Raw genomic sequence first — 17,517 nt, forward strand, 5'->3', positions numbered from 1 at the left:
TGAACTGTTGACAAAGTAGGGGTCGGTGCCCGAGTGGTTAATGGGGGCGGACTGTAAATCCGCTGGCTACGCCTACGCTGGTTCAAATCCAGCCCGGCCCATGTCTTCAGTTTGCCCGTGTGGCTCAGTGGTAGAGCACACCCTTGGTAAGGGTGAGGTCACCGGTTCAATCCCGGTCACGGGCTTTAGCAGAAAAGCTGATCGATTCAAGGTTTCAGAAACTTTCTGAGAGACCTCAACTTAACGCCATTCTCTATAGAATGCTTTAATCGCAATATATTTGGAAGCGCTATGTCGGCACCAACAGCGACACTCCTTATTTCCTGCCCTGATCAACAAGGGTTAGTCGCTAAAATTGCCCATTTCATTGCAACGCACCATGGCAATATTATCCACGCCGACCATCATACCGATTTCACCAACCAATTATTTCTCAGCCGTTTGGAATGGAGTTTGGAAGGATTTCAGTTATCCCGTTCTCAAATCGGTACCCAGTTCTCCGAACTAGCAGAATCCCTGCAAGCCAATTGGCAACTGCACTTCTCCGACAGCAAGCCTCGAATGTCTATTTGGGTCAGTAAACAGGATCATTGTCTTCTGGATCTGCTGTGGCGACAGCAAGCAGGCGATCTGCCCGTCGAAATTCCTCTGATTATCAGCAACCACGATACGCTCCAGCCCATTGCTGAGCAATTCAACATCGACTTCTACCACTTACCGATCACCCCAGACAGCAAACCCCGACAAGAAAAACAACAGCTCGCCTTACTTAGACAATACAAAATCGACTGGGTGGTGCTTGCCAAATATATGCAAATCCTTAGCCCTCAGTTTATTGCGGCCTTCTCTTCCACCATCAATATTCATCATTCCTTCCTCCCAGCCTTCCCGGGGGCAAATCCTTACCAGAGGGCCTATAAACGCGGTGTCAAAATTATTGGCGCCACTGCCCACTACGTCACCGAGGATTTGGATGAAGGTCCCATTATTGATCAAGAAGTGGTGCGGGTCAGCCATCGGGATTCTAGCGATGAATTTATTCGTAAAGGCAAAGATGTCGAACGCTCGGTATTGGCAAGAGCTGTCCGCCTACACCTGCAAAACCGAGTCTTGGTGTATAGCAATCGTACCGTTGTTTTTGATTGAGTCAGTGCACCTCATAAGATGCTGAAAGTTTTGTTCGTCTGTAGTCGTAACCAATGGCGCAGTCCAACAGCGGAGCAAGTCTGGAAAAATCATCCAGGCTTGCAGGTACGCTCCGCAGGCACCAGTCCCAAGGCCAAGCAAACCATTTCCATGGCACATATTCGCTGGGCCGATCTGATTTTAGTGATGGAGAAGAAACATAAAAGTCGAATTTTGGCCCAATTCAAGCAATGGGCCAACCATACTCCTATTTATGTGTTGGATATCCCAGACGACTATCAGTACATGGACCCAGAATTAGTGGAGTATCTACAGGACATTGTGCCTATGTATTTAGGATTTGCGTCGAAAGGCTAAGCCCTAATCGTCACAGCGTATCCAAGTGTTGGGAAGCCTTGAGAAGTGCAAGAGGAATCGATACAGCTACACATGACTCCCACTAAGCTAGCGAAGTTATCTTGGATGAACATTAAGGCCCAGCCATAGAACTTTCGAGCTATCCTCAGCGGGATAAGCGTCAAAATGGATGGCATAAAAACCTCCGTGTAAATACGGAATTTTTTAACTGTAAGGTTGTTGAGCAACAGAGATTTTTCTCCTGCTCCAAAAAATATCGAAAAAAACAGTTCAGACTCCGTAATTCTGCGGTAGAGTCACCCTTTGACTAGCTATAAAGTGTAATCACTGTGTGTTCACCACTGTTTCTGGGTAATTCACGATTACAACAATCCTTTACCCAGATCCAAATACAAATCCCTGAATGGCCTCTCGTAATCTTGGGGCCATTTTCTTTGCGGGTTTATCAAAGGGAAAACCTGGGAAAATTACGGAACTGGGCTGGCTAATAGACCCAACTGAAAGGCTTTGTGAATCACCTGTAAAGCAGTAACGCCGTCCGTTTGGGAGACAACGCAACTGACTCGAATTTCTGAGGTGGCAATCATTTGAATATTGATTTTCTGGTGTGCTAAAGCGGTAAACATGCGGGCAGCAACCCCTGGCTGTCCCAACATGCCAATACCCACAATACTGACTTTTGCGATCGCAGAATCGGATGCCACTTCACCACACCCAAGGGTGCTTGACAGATCTTGCAAGAGTCCTGTCGCTAGATCTAAGTCCCTCTCAGCCACGGTAAAGGCAATATCTCGGGTAATCTGTCCTTTCACCTGACGGGAACGCTGGGACTGAATAATCATATCGACGCTAATATTCCGCTTGGCTAAGACTTGGAAAATATGCGCTGCCATCCCTGGTCGGTCAGGAACGTTACGAATCGCCAATTGAGCCTGCTCCAGGTCTAAGGCCACCCCCCGCACGGGGGGAATTGGATCATTCGGTAGGGAGATACCGCTATCAATCGAAGAGCTGGTCACTTCAAACGCATCACACAGGGCCTTCGTGGCCCGTTCGCAATCCGCAGCCGCAATCGTGCAGCTGACATTCACCTCTGATGTGGAAATCATCTGCAAGTTGATGCCCAAATCACTCAAGGTCTGAAACATTTGGGCCGCAATTTGCGGACGCCCAATCATGCCTGCACCAACAATACTGACCTTGGCAACATTCCGCTCCACCAATACGTCCGAAGCACGGACAGAAGGCAAAGTCGAACCAAAGGCAGTGGCTACAGCTTCGGCGCGATCGCAACAGTCTTGAGCCACGGTGAAAGCAATATCATTGGAATTACCCTCGTGAATCGACTGGATAATCAGGTCCACATCTAGCCCCTGATTAGCCAACTCTCCGAACAGTCCAGCCGCTACCCCCGGGCGATCAGCCACATGGAGTAACGCCACCTTGGCCTGGTTTAAATCAAAATGCACCGCATCGACGGGCCGTCCCAATTCTAGGTCTGTTAAGGTCTTGGGTTGAGTTCCAGTTGAAATGATTTGGGTGCCCGGTTCATCCGTCCAGCTAGAGCGAACGACCATCTGTACGCCATAGTTGCGGGCAATCTCCACGGCCCGAGGATGAAGGACATTGGCCCCCAAACTCGCCAGCTCCAGCATCTCCTCGCAAGTGATTTCCGTCATTAGCTGAGCGTTTTCCACCAACCGGGGGTCTGTCGTCAGCACCCCAGCCACATCCGTATAGATCTCGCATTTCTCAGCACGGAGAGCTGCCGCCAACGCCACCGCCGACGTGTCCGATCCGCCTCGACCTAAGGTGGTCACCTCTAAATCGGAGGTATTGGAGGTGCCCTGGAACCCCGCCACTACCACTACTTTTCCCTCTTGTAAGTGGCGTTCTAAGCGCTCTGTAGCAATGTGGAGGATGCGAGCGCGGGTATGTTCAGGCTCTGTGACAATCCCCACCTGAGCCCCGGTTAAGGAAATAGCGGGCTGTCCTAGCTCCTGGAGGGCCATACTCAGCAGCGAAATCGAGACTTGCTCTCCTGTCGATAGCAACATGTCCATCTCACGTCGACAGGGATTGGAGGATACTTCTCGGGCGAGTTGGACCAGGGTATCGGTGCTTTTTCCCATCGCTGACACGACCACCACCACCGAGTTTCCTTGCTCAGCGGTTTGCTTTACTCGCTGGGCTACCGCCTTGATTCGTTCCACTGAACCGACAGACGTGCCACCAAATTTCTGAACAATTAGGCCCATGGTTGTTAAATCTATCTGTAAAACGTAGGACTAGATCCAGCAAGAACGCCATCCTATTCCCACAAACTGCTAATCAGCATTATGGTATGAATCCGTTATGGGTCATACTGCATCCATGTAAATCTATAGATTGATTCCCCTCAGACAACAATGATCAGCCTTCCTGCTCAAACCTCTCTCACCCGCCCCTGGGGTGCCCCTCTTTCTGATTCAGCCCAGCGGCTGCTGCTGTTAGGGTCTGGAGAATTGGGTCGAGAAGTGGCCCTGGAGGCTATGCGCCTCGGCATTGAAGTGATTGCAGCGGATGCCTACGACCATGCACCTGCCATGCAGTTTGCCCATCAGAATGTTGTGATTAATATGCAGGATGGAGCGGCTTTGCGTCAGGTCGTAGAGACGGTCAAACCGGACCTAATCGTGCCGGAGATCGAAGCGATCGCCACCACAACCCTCTTGGATTTGGAAGCAGAAGGATGGAACGTCATTCCTACAGCCAAAGCCACCAACCTAACGATGGATCGGGAAGGTATTCGACGTCTGGCGGCCAGTGAGCTGGGCCTAAAGACCTCTCCTTTCCAGTTTGCCTCCACCCAAGCCGAATATGAGGCAGCTGTCCAACAAATCGGTCTTCCCTGCGTGGTCAAGCCCGTTATGAGTTCCTCAGGCAAAGGCCAAAGTTTAATCAAAACAGCCAGCGATATTGCCCCAGCCTGGACCTATGCCCTAGAAGCAGGTCGTGGCAATGCCCCTCGCGTAATTGTGGAAGGCTTTGTCGAATTTGAAACCGAAATTACCTTACTAACGGTACGGTCCCAGTCAGGTACCCACTTCTGCCCCCCCATCGGCCATGTTCAGGAAGGCGGAGACTATCGAGAATCTTGGCAGCCCTGTGCCCTGCACCCTGATACCCTGCGGGCCTGCCAAGACATGGCTCGTCAAATTACTGATGCCCTTGGAGGCTGGGGATTATTTGGGGTTGAACTGTTTATTGCTGGCCCGACCGATCAGCCCCAGACCGTTTATTTTAGCGAAGTTAGCCCTCGCCCCCATGACACAGGCATGGTCACGATGGCCAGTCAAAATATGTCGGAGTTTGAGCTACATGTGCGTGCCATTCTGGGACTTCCCATCGGCGACATCCAACTGATCAGTCCTGGTGCTTCTGCTGTGATTTTAGCTTCAGGGGCATCAACGGAACCGAAAGTTGAAGGCGTTGCTGCGGCCCTGATGGTGCCGACTAGCCGCGTTCGCATCTTTGGTAAGCCCACCGCTCATAAAAATCGCCGCATGGGGGTCGCACTGGCGTTGGGAGATACGGTCGAGGAAGCCAGACAGCGGGCGAAGGAGTGCGCTCGGCATATCACTGTTGTCAGCTGATCCCCCTCTCTTATCACCCAGTCCATACATGTGGGGGATGTCTGCGACCCTGTTCCAATCCAGTCCTTGCTATTCACCTCAAGCAACCTTAGAGTGGACAGGCCTGGCAGACTAAAAGGTAATGGTTAAATACCCAGCTTGAAATTTAGCTGCTTTCACGGGCTTTCCGCGTAGTTCAGGGGGCAAAAAGATGTTGCGGCGCTGGTCTCCAGCTTCAATGGTCACTTCAGGACCATATTGAGTTAACTTCACCTGTGATTTATCGAATTTGGGGAGAAAGAGTTTGACTTGCCCCATAACCGGATCAATCTCAATCGGCTTAGGGGCATGGACTGCCTGCTTTAGATCTGGCAGAGCGGCCACCAGAGCCTGCCAATCTCCCGTGTATTGAGGTAAAGCGGCGACAGGGAGCGGATCGAATGCCGTTTGCAAGTCCGTAGGGTCGAGGGGAAGGCTAGCTGGGGTTGCGATGACGCCCCCCACCGTTAAACCGACTTGCTGGGCACTTCCCCAATAGTATTGGGCCGTTGCGATCGCAACGTCATCCCCCGTCGTTACCAAATAGGCCGCCACACGATTCGGATCGGCGATCGCTCGTTTGGCATCATCCAAGACGACATTCGCGCGTTCGGTGGGTTCAGCAAAATTGTCCCCGGCCCAATTAACCGTAAACACAGCAGCCGTAACGGGCTGAACAAAGGGAGAAAGAGCTTTACCCAAATCAGAATCAGCAATCACCTGACGAAATCGCCGGGCATACCAACTCAAGATTTCCGGGGAACCCACCATCCGCAGAGTAGAGAGATCCCCCGGGCCATCGTAAATGATGACATCGTAACGACCACTGGCCTCATACTTGGACAGAGCATTGAGGGCGAGGACACTATCCATACCCGGCAAAATCCCCAGTTCTTGGCCAAAGACCGTCTTAAAAAAAGGCGTGCGCACGTATTCTGCTTCGAGGGTCTTGAGTTCTTCCCAAGCCGCCTCCAATAGAACGGTGCTGCGAAGCTGCACGGCTTTTAAGTTAACGCCGAGTTCTTGGGGGTCTGTGCCAATGGTGGCACCCATCATCAAATCAAAACCGGGACCCGGATTCTGACTTGCCAACAAGACCCGATATCCCTGTTCAGCAAATTGTTTTGCCGCTGCGATCGCAACCGTCGTCCGCCCTGTACCACCTTTTCCCAAGAAGGTCAGAAAAAATGCCATTCAGGATTACCGTCGACCCGTCTCTAGCTCATCTTCAAAAAACCAACTGCTGGTCTTGTCATTAAAGACAACCACCGCACCAACGCCGCTCCCGTCCGTCATTTTAAACTCTTGAATCGTGCCCATTTCACCTAGCTTGTCGCTCAGCGTTCCTGAAAAGCGATCGCGAATTTGGCAAACACGAACTTTCTGACCTAATTTCATCACTTGATACCTCTGCAAGAAAACGGACCAATCCATAGTCTAGCAGGCTTGAGGTCTTTATACCGTAAGGATTTAAGCCTATTGTTAAGAAAAAATGTGGCAAACCCCTACCGTTTTGGGGGTTATTTCCCAAGTCGCTGGACTTCGATCCAGTGAATCGCTTCGTTTAAGGTTTGCCCATAGAACGACTTGCCCGAACGTGGATCGGTCACTTTCCACCAGGTTTCGCCCCGAGCATTCATATTTTGCTCAATCCTCAGGAGCGACCTTTGGGAGAAGTTCTGATACGCCCGCTGCCAGAAAGAAGCAAATCGTCGCCAAACCGACCATCGGGTTTGGGGCAGAGAGGGAGGAGGCGTGGCGGAGGGAGGAAGGGGGGAACTGGTCGGAGGGTAAGGCGTTTGACTCCGCTGTCGATTGGCCTGGAGAAAGTGTGATTGACGAAACATTCTGAAAACCCCGCTGTCAAAATCTAAGATGCAATAGACGGTCTATTGTCTTGTCAGCTTCCCTTCAGAAAGATATGCGATTGTTCACAAACCATAGCCAGGTCAAAGCGCAGATGAATAGCGGCTAGATAGATAAACTTAAATCACCTCTACCTAGCAAGGGAATGATAGTGTTCTCCGCTAGTGATGGTGTGGCAATGACGGTTGACCTATTCTTAAGAGGATGTCCATACTCAATTATTGAGCAACGATGTAGATGAATAATAAACCTCTAAACCTATCTGTCAGGATGGCAGTAGTGATGGGGATATTCCTACCCCTCGCTGAGACCGTTCGCCGATCAAATCACATTTTGGATATCACTCGCTTCTTTAACTGGTTTGATGACTATATTCTTGGCGGGCTACTGCTACTTGCGGCGTATTGGGTGACTTGCAAGAAAGCCAATGCCATTGTCTATTTAGTCTCAGCCTGGGCTTTTGCCGCAGGGGCTCTCGCTCTAAGCTTTCTAGGACAACTTGATTACTTCAGAACCCATACAACGGATCCGGGCGTCTTCAACACATCATTTGTTGCAGTTGCTAAGGGAATTATTTTTGCCTATCTCTTTGTGGGGCTCGCGTTAGCTATCAAGGCGAACGCTATACAGGAACAACGATTACTTCAGAAATTGAAACATCAGTCTGAACGATAGATTTTAGGTTGAGCTTATCGATTGGATGGACGTGTGGGGTGATGGAAATAACCCCAAAATTTTGAGGAGAAACCGTCCTGTCGTTACCCTCTAGATATCTGCTCTGAGGAACTGGATCATGACTTTTGATATTCACCAGCTCGACGGCCTTGATTATGACGACATCGAACCGTTATTGGAAGACTACATCATTGATGTGATCAATGAGTTCTTAGAAACAGAGATTGGGAATGCCCACGCCACTCAATACCCAGAGGGAGGCTTTTGGATCGGCACGTTTATTGAAATGGCCTATAGCTACGGTGGGTTTACCCTGACCAAGATGACCAAGGGGGATGTCCAAATCGTTATGGAAGATATTATCCCTCGCAAGCTAACCCTACGAGATCCCAGTGAAACAAAGGATGCGATTCCTGAGTTAGTAGCCTTTTGGACCTTTTTGAAACAGGAATATAAATTACGCAGTGGTGGTGCGATCGCAAAATATCTCACCTCCATCCAAGACAAGTTTACAGACTGGATGTTTGACCCCACCCGAGGAGGCATTGCTAAAAACTTTATGCTGCAGGGGATGCAGGCGGGCTATGACATGACAAGCCAATCGGATATAGAAACCTTCCAAGCTGAATACAACAAACGGATTCAAACTGATCCTCTGAATAATCCCCTCATGCCTGCTGCCCCAACTTATCCGATGACAGCTCCTCCCCCAGACGTGCAGCAGTTTCTCGACTTAATCGGGGTTGACCTGCCAGAAGTGGGAGAACAGGTCAATCCCGCAGAGCTGCTCAATAAAATTATGGATGCGGCTGATCAGATGGCTAATCTACTTGATGCCGCTCCAGCCTCTAAGGAAGGGCCAGGAGATGTTCTACGCTCCCTCAGAACCGATTTGATGTCTGTGTCTCAGGAGCCTGAAGATTTTCAAAGATCGCTACGGGCTAATTTGATGTCAAATTCTCTAGATGAAAGCCTCTCCTTGTCAGAGCAAGATATTGCTCTACTCAAAACACTCACCATTAGTGAGACTCAACCTGGCACTCTACTGAAAGATTTTCAGACTATACTCTCCTTCATTGGAGAAGGACGTGCCGTTAGTGGCAAGAGACAGCAATTTTCTGCAAAAGACGTCGCAGAACTCAACCAACAATTAAGCGCTCCGATTGAAATAGCGCTCAAACGCCCTGTTCAAAAATCTTACCCTCCAATCCATGGCCTGTATTTGCTGTTACGAGCAACGGGTATGGTCAAAACTGTTCTTAAAGGGAAAAAGCAATATTTAGTTCTAAATCTGCCTGTTTATGACCTATGGCAACAACTCAATCCCACAGAACGCTACTGTACACTTCTAGAAGCATGGCTAGTGCGTGGACATGGAGAGATGCTGGGTGAAAATCACGGACGGATCACGGAAGGGATTCGATGTCTGCAAAGCTGGTCACGCATCATTGCCAAGAAAAAGCATACATTCAGTCAAAAACAAACCCCTCAAGATTTCCTCAGCTATTCTCCTGGAGGGCATAATCTAGCTTTAATGGAGATGTTTGGTTTACTGAAAATTACTTCAAGTCAACCTGAAACTGGTAAAGGATGGCACATCAAGAGTATTGAGGCATTACCCCTGGGAACACCACTATTCATCTTGGTGAGAGATGCTCATCTTACCAATGACGCGAGTTGGGAATCCGAAATGGATCTGTCGATTCCTTACGGTGAGTTGCAAGATACATTGCAGCCTTATTTCCCCGAATGGCAGAAAACGCTGGTCTTACCCAGTTCCGAATTTCGACCCGATCGCCATATCTTCAAAGTCAGTTTAGGAAAAATTTGGCGACGAATCGCCATATCTGGTGAGGCCACCTTAGAGGATCTCAGTGCTTATATCCTCTCCTCGGTGGAGTTTGATTCTGATCATCTCGATTCCTATACCTATACCAATGAAATGGGTCGAAAAGTAGAAGTTTTGCATCCTTATGCTGAAGGCGGTTTCTTCTCTGCCGGAGAAACCATTCACACTGATGAAGTCAAAATTGGCAGCCTGCCCCTCTCAGAAGGCAGTGTGATGGAATATCTTTTTGACTTTGGGGATTGCTGGACCTTTGAGGTTCAACTCGAAACCATCGAGCCAGATCCAAATCAAATTCAGAGTGGGAAAACCAAGAAAAAGAAGAAAAAAGCACCTGTAGGTGAAATTTTGGCGATACATGGAGAATCACCCGAGCAATACCCAGCTTATGAAGAGGATTGGTAATCGCTGATCAGCCACTTGAGACTTACTTTGCAATTAGTATTTGTCAAAGCCCCAGTCAGCTAGAGGTAACATCCATCCTACTCAACCATCCCTAACCCATGAACTAGACCCGTTGGGATGCCCCTCACACTCCTCATGTACCTAGATCACAAATAATTTTGTTCAGGATGATTAAGATCACCCTACGAGATTGTTTGAAATCAATATGTCCTCTGAAATAGCAGTACGCACCCAGGGATTGACCAAGCGATTTGGTCGCCATGTTGCGGTCAACGACTTAGATATAGAAATTGGCTCAGGGGAAGTGTTTGGCTTAATCGGCCCCAACGGTGCAGGCAAAACCACCTTGATTCGGATGTTGGCAACCGCGGAGCAACCGACACTGGGTGAAATTTATATTCGGGGCCAGTTGTTAAAGCGCAATCAAACGAATGCAGATCTCAAGCGACTGATCGGCTACCTGCCGGATGATTTTCCCCTCTACGAAGATTTGACGGTGTGGGAATATCTCAATTACTTTGCCCGTTTATACGAGTTACGTCAGCCTCGCCGTCGCCAGCGCTTGTTTGATGTATTGGAGTTGGTGCAGTTGACCCATAAGCGGCGGAGTTCCGTCGCCAGTTTGTCGCGCGGCATGAAGCAGCGATTGGGCCTGGCTCGCACGATTATCCATGAACCCATTTTGCTGCTTTTGGATGAGCCAGTCTCCGGCCTAGATCCCCTGGCCCGGGTCCAGTTCCGGGAATTGATCAATGTGCTGCGAGAAGCTGGTATGACGATTATCATTTCTTCCCATATTCTCAGCGACTTAGCAGAGCTTTGTACCTCCGTCGGGATTATGGAATTGGGCTATTTAGTGGAAAAGACCACCCTCCAGCAGCTCTACCAAACCTTAGGCCAACAGCAAATTCAGATCGCCACCCTAGGTGACTGTCAGCCCGTGGAACAACTGCTGGGGCAATGTCCTCATATAGAGAGGTGGCGTGTTGAACCAACCACCCAACAGATCAAAGCTCAATTTCGAGGGAATCAAGCTGAAGCTGCTGCATTGTTGCGATCGCTCCTGGCAGCCGACATCCCTATTTATAACTTTCAGTGCATTCAAGAAGACTTAGAAACGATCTTTTTAGACAAATTAGACCATAAGCAGGTGTCATAAAGGTGTCACAAATGGGCAACGTCCAATCCTCCCTCGTTAGCAGAGGGATCGAAACCTTGGGTGACTGGAACCCGCAACTCATGCGAGAGATTCAGGGTCGATTAAAGGTAAGAAGTGTCTTTTTGACCGTGCTGTCTTCCCTGATCGCCCAGGGACTCTTCCTGTTTTGGCGATATCGAACCATTGAGATGCGATGGGGCAATTGTGCCACGGCCGAATACCAGAAAACGGGCAAGGCTTGTCTTCAAGTGGGGCCTGCACAATATGTTTTGGTGAACTGGCCAGCATGGTGGTTACAGGTCTTTGCCTGGAGCTGCATTTTGTTGATGTTTGGCCTGATTGTGGGGGGGATGTTTATGCTAATCAGCGATCTATCCCGCGAAGATCGGCAGGGGACATTGACATTTATCAGCCTCAGTCCACAAACCGCCCGGACTCTTTTATTGGGCAAAATGCTGGGGGTCCCTTTTCTCGTTTACTTGGCGGTATTTCTGGCCCTTCCCCTGCATTACGCAGCGGGGCTAGCGGCTCAGATTCCAGCTCTCAAGATTGCCAGCTTTGATCTGCTGCTGCTCGCCAGTTGTTTCTTTTTCTACAGTCTGGCTTTATTGCTGGGCTTGGTGGGCAACTGGTTAAATGGCTTTCAATCTTGGTTGGGGAGTGCAGGCATTTTGATGCTCCTCCTCCTTTTCAAAAATACTTTTCTTTCCAGGACGGCCATCGACTGGCTGTTTGCCTTTACTCCGTCTGTGATTTTACCCTACGTCACTCAAACGTTCGAATTTAGATCCTATGGTGAAAGATTACCTTTCGATCACAACAACATATTGGAGTGGCAGTGGTTCACTATCCCGATTGGCAGCAGCGGATGGATGGTGTTGTTGTTTGGACTCGCCCATTTCGGACTGTGGGCTTGGTGGCTCTGGCGGCCCCTCCAACGTCGCTTTCGCAACCCCACAGTCTCCCTGCTGAGTAAGCCGCAAAGTTATTGGGCAACGGCTTGTTTCTTCACCAGCTTTTTGGGGTTTGCAGTGCTTTCCCAACCCGCCGATCCAACGTCAACCATCGCAGCAGTCCTCGTGCCCCATCTCCTATGGTTTTTGCTGATGATTGTGCTGCTGCTTCCCCATCACCAAGATCTGGAGGATTGGGCGCGGTTTCGAGGACATTATCCGTCTGCGAAGGGGAGAATGCAGCGGGTCAAGGATTTACTAAGGGCCGATAACAGTCCAACCTGGGTTGCGATCTCAATTAATCTAGGAATTGCCGGCATCCCCATCATGGTTTGGATCTTGTCCTTACCGGAAGACGAGCATATGGCTGGGGTGGGTGGCCTATTGCTCAGTTCCACCCTGATCTGGGTCTATGCTTTATTCAATCAGGTGATCTTGTTAAGGCCCCTTTCTCACCGGAATTGGTGGGTAATAGCCACGTTGTTGGGGCCAATCCTACTGCCAACGCTTTTATTTATCCTGATGGGCATTGCGCCCGGCCAATGGGGCGGAAGACTCTTTTTGTTAACTCCCTTTGCCTTTGCCATTTTGAAAGACCTATCTGCAGCTGTTGCATTACAAATGTTTGGAGTCCATTTAGCCATGATTGCGGGTCTGACCTGGTCTCTCAATCGCCAACTCCAACGTTTCGGGGAGTCAACAACACAGCGACTCTTTCAACGTGAACGGCAGATAGAACAAAGCTAGAGGATAGCCTTTCACTCCCTTGGAGACGTCCAAAATTAAGTCCTCCTAATCAGTACCCCCCATGCCTTTGGGCAGCGGTTTAAGGCCAATGGCTCTCACCCAAGGAATGCAACACTGCGATCCCATAATGAATCATCCGTTTCCGTTGCAAAAGATTGTGTCCGGTGGACAAACAGGGGCCGATCGAGCCGCTTTAGACTGGGCGATTATCGTGGGAATCGATCATGGAGGATGGTGCCCTCAGGGGAGGCGAGCAGCAGATGGCCACATTCCAGATTGCTATCAGCTCCGAGAAACTTCATCTTCAGACTATGCCCAGCGTACAATTTGGAATATTCGCGATACTGATGCGACTGCCATTTTTTCATTATCACCTGTGCTTCGGGGAGGAACCCTTTTGACCCAGCAATGGGTCATTCGAGCGCAAAAGCCATATCTGCATCTCCATGCAGATATGGGGATACCGATTGCGGCTGCCTATCTCCGCGATTTTGTCAGCCAAACCTCGATCACTGTTCTGAATCTAGCTGGCCCCCGGCGGTCTGAGGAACCCACTGTTGGAGAGTTCTTGACCCAGGTTATGACCACCGCCTTTACGCTTGATGGATAAGCCCCTTGCTCCCACGAGAGGAACAATGCATTAGATTCGTATCACGGGTAGATCAAAGTCAAACAAGAAAGCCCCAACACACAATGGAATTGGGGCTGACTCAGATTCGGGATCAATGGATCATTAGGTATTATGGCTTCTGCAATCACCATAGCTGAGGATCAAGCTATCTGAAGCCTCCCGTCTCTCGTCCAAAGTTGTCTCAAATCATGAAGGTAGAGCAAGACAATCGAAGCAAACTTCTTAGCTTAGGAAGCGGCAGCTTCTGGTGCGCCTTCCCAAGGATCTTCAACAAAAGTGACTTTCGAAGGATCCGTTTCTTGGATTAACTTTAACTCCATTAATTCTTCGATTAATTCAACCAAAGTTTCGAGGGAATTATTAGCTTTAATCAAGAGTTGTTGAAACGTTGCATTACCCTTTTGTTGAGCAATAAATTGAAGCAGTTGCAGGGCAGGCTCACTCACATCTTGGTGGACCGAGTAACGAATGTGGGTCAGCGTGGAAAGTTTACTTCGGGGCATGCTAGTCTCCAATAATTCAAGTGCAAAGGGCTTATTCATGCCATTACTGAAAACGGCATTCTCTATCCTTAGGATGCCCAATAGGAATAGCAATAACAAAGTCGAACAGAAGATTCATGGGAGAAGAAAAGTTCCACCAATGGGTATCGTTCTCTCAACCGTTCTAGGATTGAAGCGGCGTTGTTAGGAGCCGTTCGTCTATCAACTTAAATCCAAAAGCAGGCTACAGTTGACACCCTGTTTAGAGCTATTTCGTTTAAGATAGTTAAGCCTTCTGTTGCTGGTGAGTTGGGTCAATCCATCGCCACAAGCTGGCCCAAACTTCCACACCCGCGTCCTGGGTATTCTTTACCCATGCCTTTGTTGTCTGATTTGATGTGATGCCGTCAAATCAAGTTTCTTCATTTTTTCCTTATGTCACCCTCTACCCTCTCCCGGTTTGCGGATCTTGCGATCGCACCCCCGTTACTGCAAGCCGTCGAAGAAGTCGGCTATGAATCCCCCTCTCCGATTCAAGCTCAGAGTATTCCCCCGCTCCTGGAAGGTCGGGATCTGCTGGGTCAAGCCCAAACCGGAACCGGCAAAACGGCGGCCTTTGCCCTGCCTTTACTGAGCCAAGTTGATCTATCCCAAGTCCATCCCCAAATCCTGGTCCTCACGCCCACCCGAGAACTCGCCATTCAGGTAGCGGAAGCGATGCAAACCTATGCTCGTCATCTACCTGGATTTCATATTGCCACCCTCTACGGCGGGCAACATATCAGCACCCAACTGCGGCAGCTTCGTCGTGGGGTTCATGCGGTTGTGGGCACACCAGGACGACTCATCGATCACCTTTTAAGAGGCACACTGAAGCTAGATAACCTCGCCACGGTTGTGCTTGATGAAGCAGATGAAATGCTACGCATGGGCTTTATCGAAGATGTTGAGAAAATCTTAGACGCAACCCCTGAGGGACGCCAGGTTGCCCTATTCTCCGCCACCATGCCCGCTGCCATTCGGCGGGTAGCCCAGCGGCACCTCAATAACCCCGTCGAGATCAAAATTAAATCGAAAACGGCCACTGTTTCAACGGTCACCCAACGCTATTGGCAAGTCCGTGGACTCAGTAAGCTGGATGCCTTGACTCGGATTCTCGAAGTTGAAGACTTTGAGGCTATGCTGGTTTTTGTTCGCACCAAAGTTATGGCGGCAGAGCTAGCCGAGAAGTTAGAGGCTAGAGGCTATTCCAGTGCTGTTCTCAGTGGTGATATTAGTCAGACCCTCCGAGAAAAGACGATTGAGCGGATCAAGGCGGGGCGTTTGGACATTATCGTTGCTACGGACGTGGCTGCCCGGGGGTTGGATGTCGAACGGATCAGCCATGTGATCAATTACGATATTCCCTACGATACGGAAACCTATGTCCATCGAATTGGCCGTACAGGTCGCGCCGGACGCCAAGGGGATGCCATCCTATTTGTCTCTTCACGGGAAAAGCGGATGCTGCGCTCCATTGAGCAGGCTACCCGCCAGCCCATCCAACCCATGCAAATCCCCAGCCATGCCGATATTGCCGATCGGCGAATTGTCCAGTTCAAGCAGATGATGACCGATACTATTGAAGATCAGGACCTCGGCTTTTTTAAAGATCTGATCTCCAATTACCAGCAGGAACAGGACTTGAGCTTACGGGAAATTGCTGCGTCCCTCGCCTATTTAGTGCAAAAAGATAAGCCCCTCGTCCCTGCCGAAGATGATTTATCGTCAGACGCAGACCACGCTATTCAAACCAGTGCCTGGGCCGCTGATTTAGGCAAACCTTCCCATCAACAGATGCAGCTATTCCGCATTGAAGTGGGTCGTCAACATGAGGTGAAACCGAAGAATATCGTGGGTGCGATCGCAAATGAAGTCAACCTTGCCCCCCGCTATATCGGCCAAATCAAACTTTTTGATACCTTCAGCACGGTATACCTACCTGCCTGTATGCCCGAAGCCATCTTTCAGCACCTAAAACAGGTCAAGGTTCGAGGCCAGAGACTCAACATCAGTCCATGGAGTAAGGATGAACGGACCGCTAGACGCACCTCCAAATCATCTCGCAACGGTAAACATAAAAAGCAGGCGCGTCGCAAATCCAAAGCAGGAAAGCGATAAAGCGAAGGTGCTGAGCATCCAAATCGCTTTAACGCTAAACCAGAGAGACGCTCTACCCAGAACAATCCGGCTCTATTTTCTGAAACCCAGAGAATCGCGAAGTCTGACCTTATAATAGTTTTACAGAACCGACAAGAACCCATCCAACCTCTACCCTATGTTTGCTTTAAGCGGCTACGAATATCTATTAGGATTCCTACTACTGTGTAGCTTAGTCCCAGCCTTAGCCCTCAGTGCCTCAAAAGTCCTTCGTCCCAGTAATCAAGGGGCTGTTCGACGAACAACCTATGAGTCTGGTATGGAGCCTGTCGGTGGAGCTTGGATCCAATTCAATATTCGCTACTACATGTTTGCCCTAGTTTTCGTCATTTTTGACGTAGAAACCGTTTTCCTCTATCCCTGGGCTGTGGCATTTCACAAACTAGGTGTTTTAGCCTTTATTGAGGCCCTCATCTTTATTGCCATCCTAATTGTGGGTTTGGTCTACGCTTGGCGAAAGGGGGCTTTGGAATGGTCCTAGTCTGTTGGATCTCCATTCCTCTACAAAACATCTCTTCTTCAATTTCTAGTGCATCTCAAAGGAGCAAACGGTGGCAGAGTCCTCTCCCGAATCAACGCAAGACGAACAATCTGTTGCTGAAGAACAGGCAGCCCCTATTATCGAAGCCGGTCCAGTTGCTAAGCAACTGACCCAAGCTGGTTTAACCGTTGAGGCCTTAGGGGTTGATCATCTCGGCGTGGAAATGATCAAAGTAGCCCCCGATCAACTGGTGGATGCAGCAACGACTTTAGCTGATGATGGTTATAACTATCTTCAGTGCCAAGGAGGATATGATGCCGGGCCTGGGCAAGATTTAGTCAGCATGTATCACCTTCTTAAGGTCAATGACGATGCCGATCGTCCCCCCGAAGTCAGACTCAAAGTCTTCCTTTCCCGAGAAAATCCCCGTGTACCTACGCTGTATTGGGTCTGGAAAGCCTCTGATTGGCAAGAACGTGAGTCCTATGACATGTATGGCATCATCTACGAAGGCCATCCCAATCTGACCCGCATCCTAATGCCTGAAGATTGGGTCGGTTGGCCCTTGCGGAAGGATTACATCAGTCCTGATTTCTATGAACTGCAGGATGCTTATTAAGCTTTTATAGACACTAACGTCGCTTATGAAGGGAGCCATTTACCTTTACTGGTACAATGGCTCCCTTTTTGTGAAACTTTAGACAAAGGTAAATCCCTGACTAAAGTCACTGAGGGTGACTTGGTCAATCACGCCAATCAGCTCATCCGTGGCTTGCTGATGCCAAATTTCTGTGGAAACCCCATCTTGCGCCAGCACTAGAGAATAGTCCCCAGCACTCCCTTGCAGTTGAATCACATCATCACTCAGGGCAAAATCGAGAATCGTTGCAAAGTCGAGGGTGCCACTAGTGTTTGTA

General features: G+C 49.5%; 17 protein-coding genes and 2 tRNA genes. 13 read left to right on the plus strand and 6 right to left on the minus strand.

Translation table 11 applies throughout. The annotated features are described in order from the left end of the window. The first annotated feature begins 19 nt into the window (after window positions 1-19). The 4 genes from Q0991_RS24210 to Q0991_RS24225 all read left to right on the plus strand — a co-directional run bounded on the left by Q0991_RS24210 (window position 20) and on the right by Q0991_RS24225 (window position 1,503). A tRNA-Tyr gene (locus Q0991_RS24210) sits at window positions 20-101 on the plus strand. A 12-nt stretch (window positions 102-113) separates the two neighbouring features. Beyond that, a tRNA-Thr gene (locus Q0991_RS24215) sits at window positions 114-185 on the plus strand. Between the two features lie 106 nt (window positions 186-291). Further along, window positions 292-1,146 carry a formyltetrahydrofolate deformylase gene (purU, locus tag Q0991_RS24220; protein WP_299493495.1) on the plus strand — a complete coding sequence of 285 codons (855 nt, stop codon included), beginning with the start codon at window positions 292-294 and terminating at the stop codon, window positions 1,144-1,146. A gap of 18 nt (window positions 1,147-1,164) precedes the next feature. Beyond that, complete coding sequence (locus tag Q0991_RS24225) at window positions 1,165-1,503, plus strand: phosphotyrosine protein phosphatase (RefSeq protein ID WP_299493497.1); 339 nt, start codon at window positions 1,165-1,167, stop codon at window positions 1,501-1,503. A 467-nt stretch (window positions 1,504-1,970) separates the two neighbouring features. Here Q0991_RS24225 and Q0991_RS24230 read toward each other — a convergent pair whose 3' ends face one another. Beyond that, window positions 1,971-3,761 carry an aspartate kinase gene (locus tag Q0991_RS24230; RefSeq protein WP_299493499.1) on the minus strand — a complete coding sequence of 597 codons (1,791 nt, stop codon included), beginning with the start codon at window positions 3,759-3,761 and terminating at the stop codon, window positions 1,971-1,973. A gap of 150 nt (window positions 3,762-3,911) precedes the next feature. On the opposite strand from Q0991_RS24230, the gene purT reads away from it, so the two are divergent. Continuing rightward, window positions 3,912-5,138, plus strand: a complete 1,227-nt coding sequence (gene purT, locus Q0991_RS24235; RefSeq protein ID WP_299493501.1) for a formate-dependent phosphoribosylglycinamide formyltransferase — start codon at window positions 3,912-3,914, stop codon at window positions 5,136-5,138. A gap of 111 nt (window positions 5,139-5,249) precedes the next feature. Here the strand turns inward: purT and Q0991_RS24240 are convergent, their stop codons facing one another. From Q0991_RS24240 to Q0991_RS24250, 3 genes are all read right to left on the minus strand, one after another. After that, a complete protein-coding gene (locus tag Q0991_RS24240; RefSeq protein WP_299493503.1) occupies window positions 5,250-6,350 on the minus strand; it encodes an ArsA family ATPase in 1,101 nt (366 codons plus the stop codon). A gap of 6 nt (window positions 6,351-6,356) precedes the next feature. After that, window positions 6,357-6,554 (minus strand): DUF2862 domain-containing protein, encoded by a 198-nt coding sequence (locus Q0991_RS24245; RefSeq protein WP_299493505.1) that lies wholly within the window; start codon window positions 6,552-6,554, stop codon window positions 6,357-6,359. 122 nt (window positions 6,555-6,676) lie between these two features. Further along, a complete protein-coding gene (locus Q0991_RS24250; protein WP_299493507.1) occupies window positions 6,677-7,003 on the minus strand; it encodes a hypothetical protein in 327 nt (108 codons plus the stop codon). A gap of 256 nt (window positions 7,004-7,259) precedes the next feature. Here Q0991_RS24250 and Q0991_RS24255 point away from each other — a divergent pair, with 256 nt between their 5' ends. The 5 genes from Q0991_RS24255 to Q0991_RS24275 all read left to right on the plus strand — a co-directional run bounded on the left by Q0991_RS24255 (window position 7,260) and on the right by Q0991_RS24275 (window position 13,417). After that, a complete protein-coding gene (locus Q0991_RS24255) occupies window positions 7,260-7,697 on the plus strand; it encodes a hypothetical protein (protein ID WP_299493509.1) in 438 nt (145 codons plus the stop codon). Window positions 7,698-7,815: 118 nt separating this feature from the next. After that, window positions 7,816-9,948: a hypothetical protein gene (locus Q0991_RS24260; protein ID WP_299493511.1), complete on the plus strand. Its 2,133-nt coding sequence runs from the start codon at window positions 7,816-7,818 to the stop codon at window positions 9,946-9,948. 205 nt (window positions 9,949-10,153) lie between these two features. After that, entirely contained in the window at window positions 10,154-11,107 is a 954-nt protein-coding gene (locus Q0991_RS24265; protein WP_299493513.1) for an ABC transporter ATP-binding protein, read from the plus strand. 11 nt (window positions 11,108-11,118) lie between these two features. Beyond that, complete coding sequence (locus Q0991_RS24270) at window positions 11,119-12,807, plus strand: hypothetical protein (RefSeq protein WP_299493515.1); 1,689 nt, start codon at window positions 11,119-11,121, stop codon at window positions 12,805-12,807. 61 nt (window positions 12,808-12,868) lie between these two features. Next, window positions 12,869-13,417, plus strand: a complete 549-nt coding sequence (locus tag Q0991_RS24275) for a putative molybdenum carrier protein (protein ID WP_299493517.1) — start codon at window positions 12,869-12,871, stop codon at window positions 13,415-13,417. 248 nt (window positions 13,418-13,665) lie between these two features. On the opposite strand, the gene Q0991_RS24280 is transcribed toward Q0991_RS24275, so the two are convergent. Beyond that, window positions 13,666-13,980 carry a hypothetical protein gene (locus Q0991_RS24280; protein ID WP_299493519.1) on the minus strand — a complete coding sequence of 105 codons (315 nt, stop codon included), beginning with the start codon at window positions 13,978-13,980 and terminating at the stop codon, window positions 13,666-13,668. Window positions 13,981-14,355: 375 nt separating this feature from the next. On the opposite strand from Q0991_RS24280, the gene Q0991_RS24285 reads away from it, so the two are divergent. The 3 genes from Q0991_RS24285 (at window position 14,356) to Q0991_RS24295 (ending at window position 17,219) form a co-directional block, all read left to right on the plus strand. Further along, on the plus strand, window positions 14,356-16,080 hold the full coding sequence (locus Q0991_RS24285; RefSeq protein WP_299493521.1) for a DEAD/DEAH box helicase: 1,725 nt from the start codon (window positions 14,356-14,358) through the stop codon (window positions 16,078-16,080). A gap of 157 nt (window positions 16,081-16,237) precedes the next feature. Further along, window positions 16,238-16,600, plus strand: coding sequence for a photosynthetic/respiratory NAD(P)H-quinone oxidoreductase subunit C (ndhC, locus tag Q0991_RS24290; protein ID WP_010469000.1), 363 nt, complete (start codon window positions 16,238-16,240; stop codon window positions 16,598-16,600). Window positions 16,601-16,670: 70 nt separating this feature from the next. Then, a complete protein-coding gene (locus tag Q0991_RS24295; protein WP_299493529.1) occupies window positions 16,671-17,219 on the plus strand; it encodes an NAD(P)H-quinone oxidoreductase subunit J in 549 nt (182 codons plus the stop codon). Between the two features lie 78 nt (window positions 17,220-17,297). On the opposite strand, the gene Q0991_RS24300 is transcribed toward Q0991_RS24295, so the two are convergent. Next, a partial coding sequence (locus Q0991_RS24300) for a hypothetical protein (protein WP_366525058.1) occupies window positions 17,298-17,517 on the minus strand: 220 nt, incomplete at its 5' end.

This window comes from Acaryochloris sp. IP29b_bin.137 (assembly GCF_028285745.1).
Lineage (GTDB): Bacteria > Cyanobacteriota > Cyanobacteriia > Thermosynechococcales > Thermosynechococcaceae > Acaryochloris.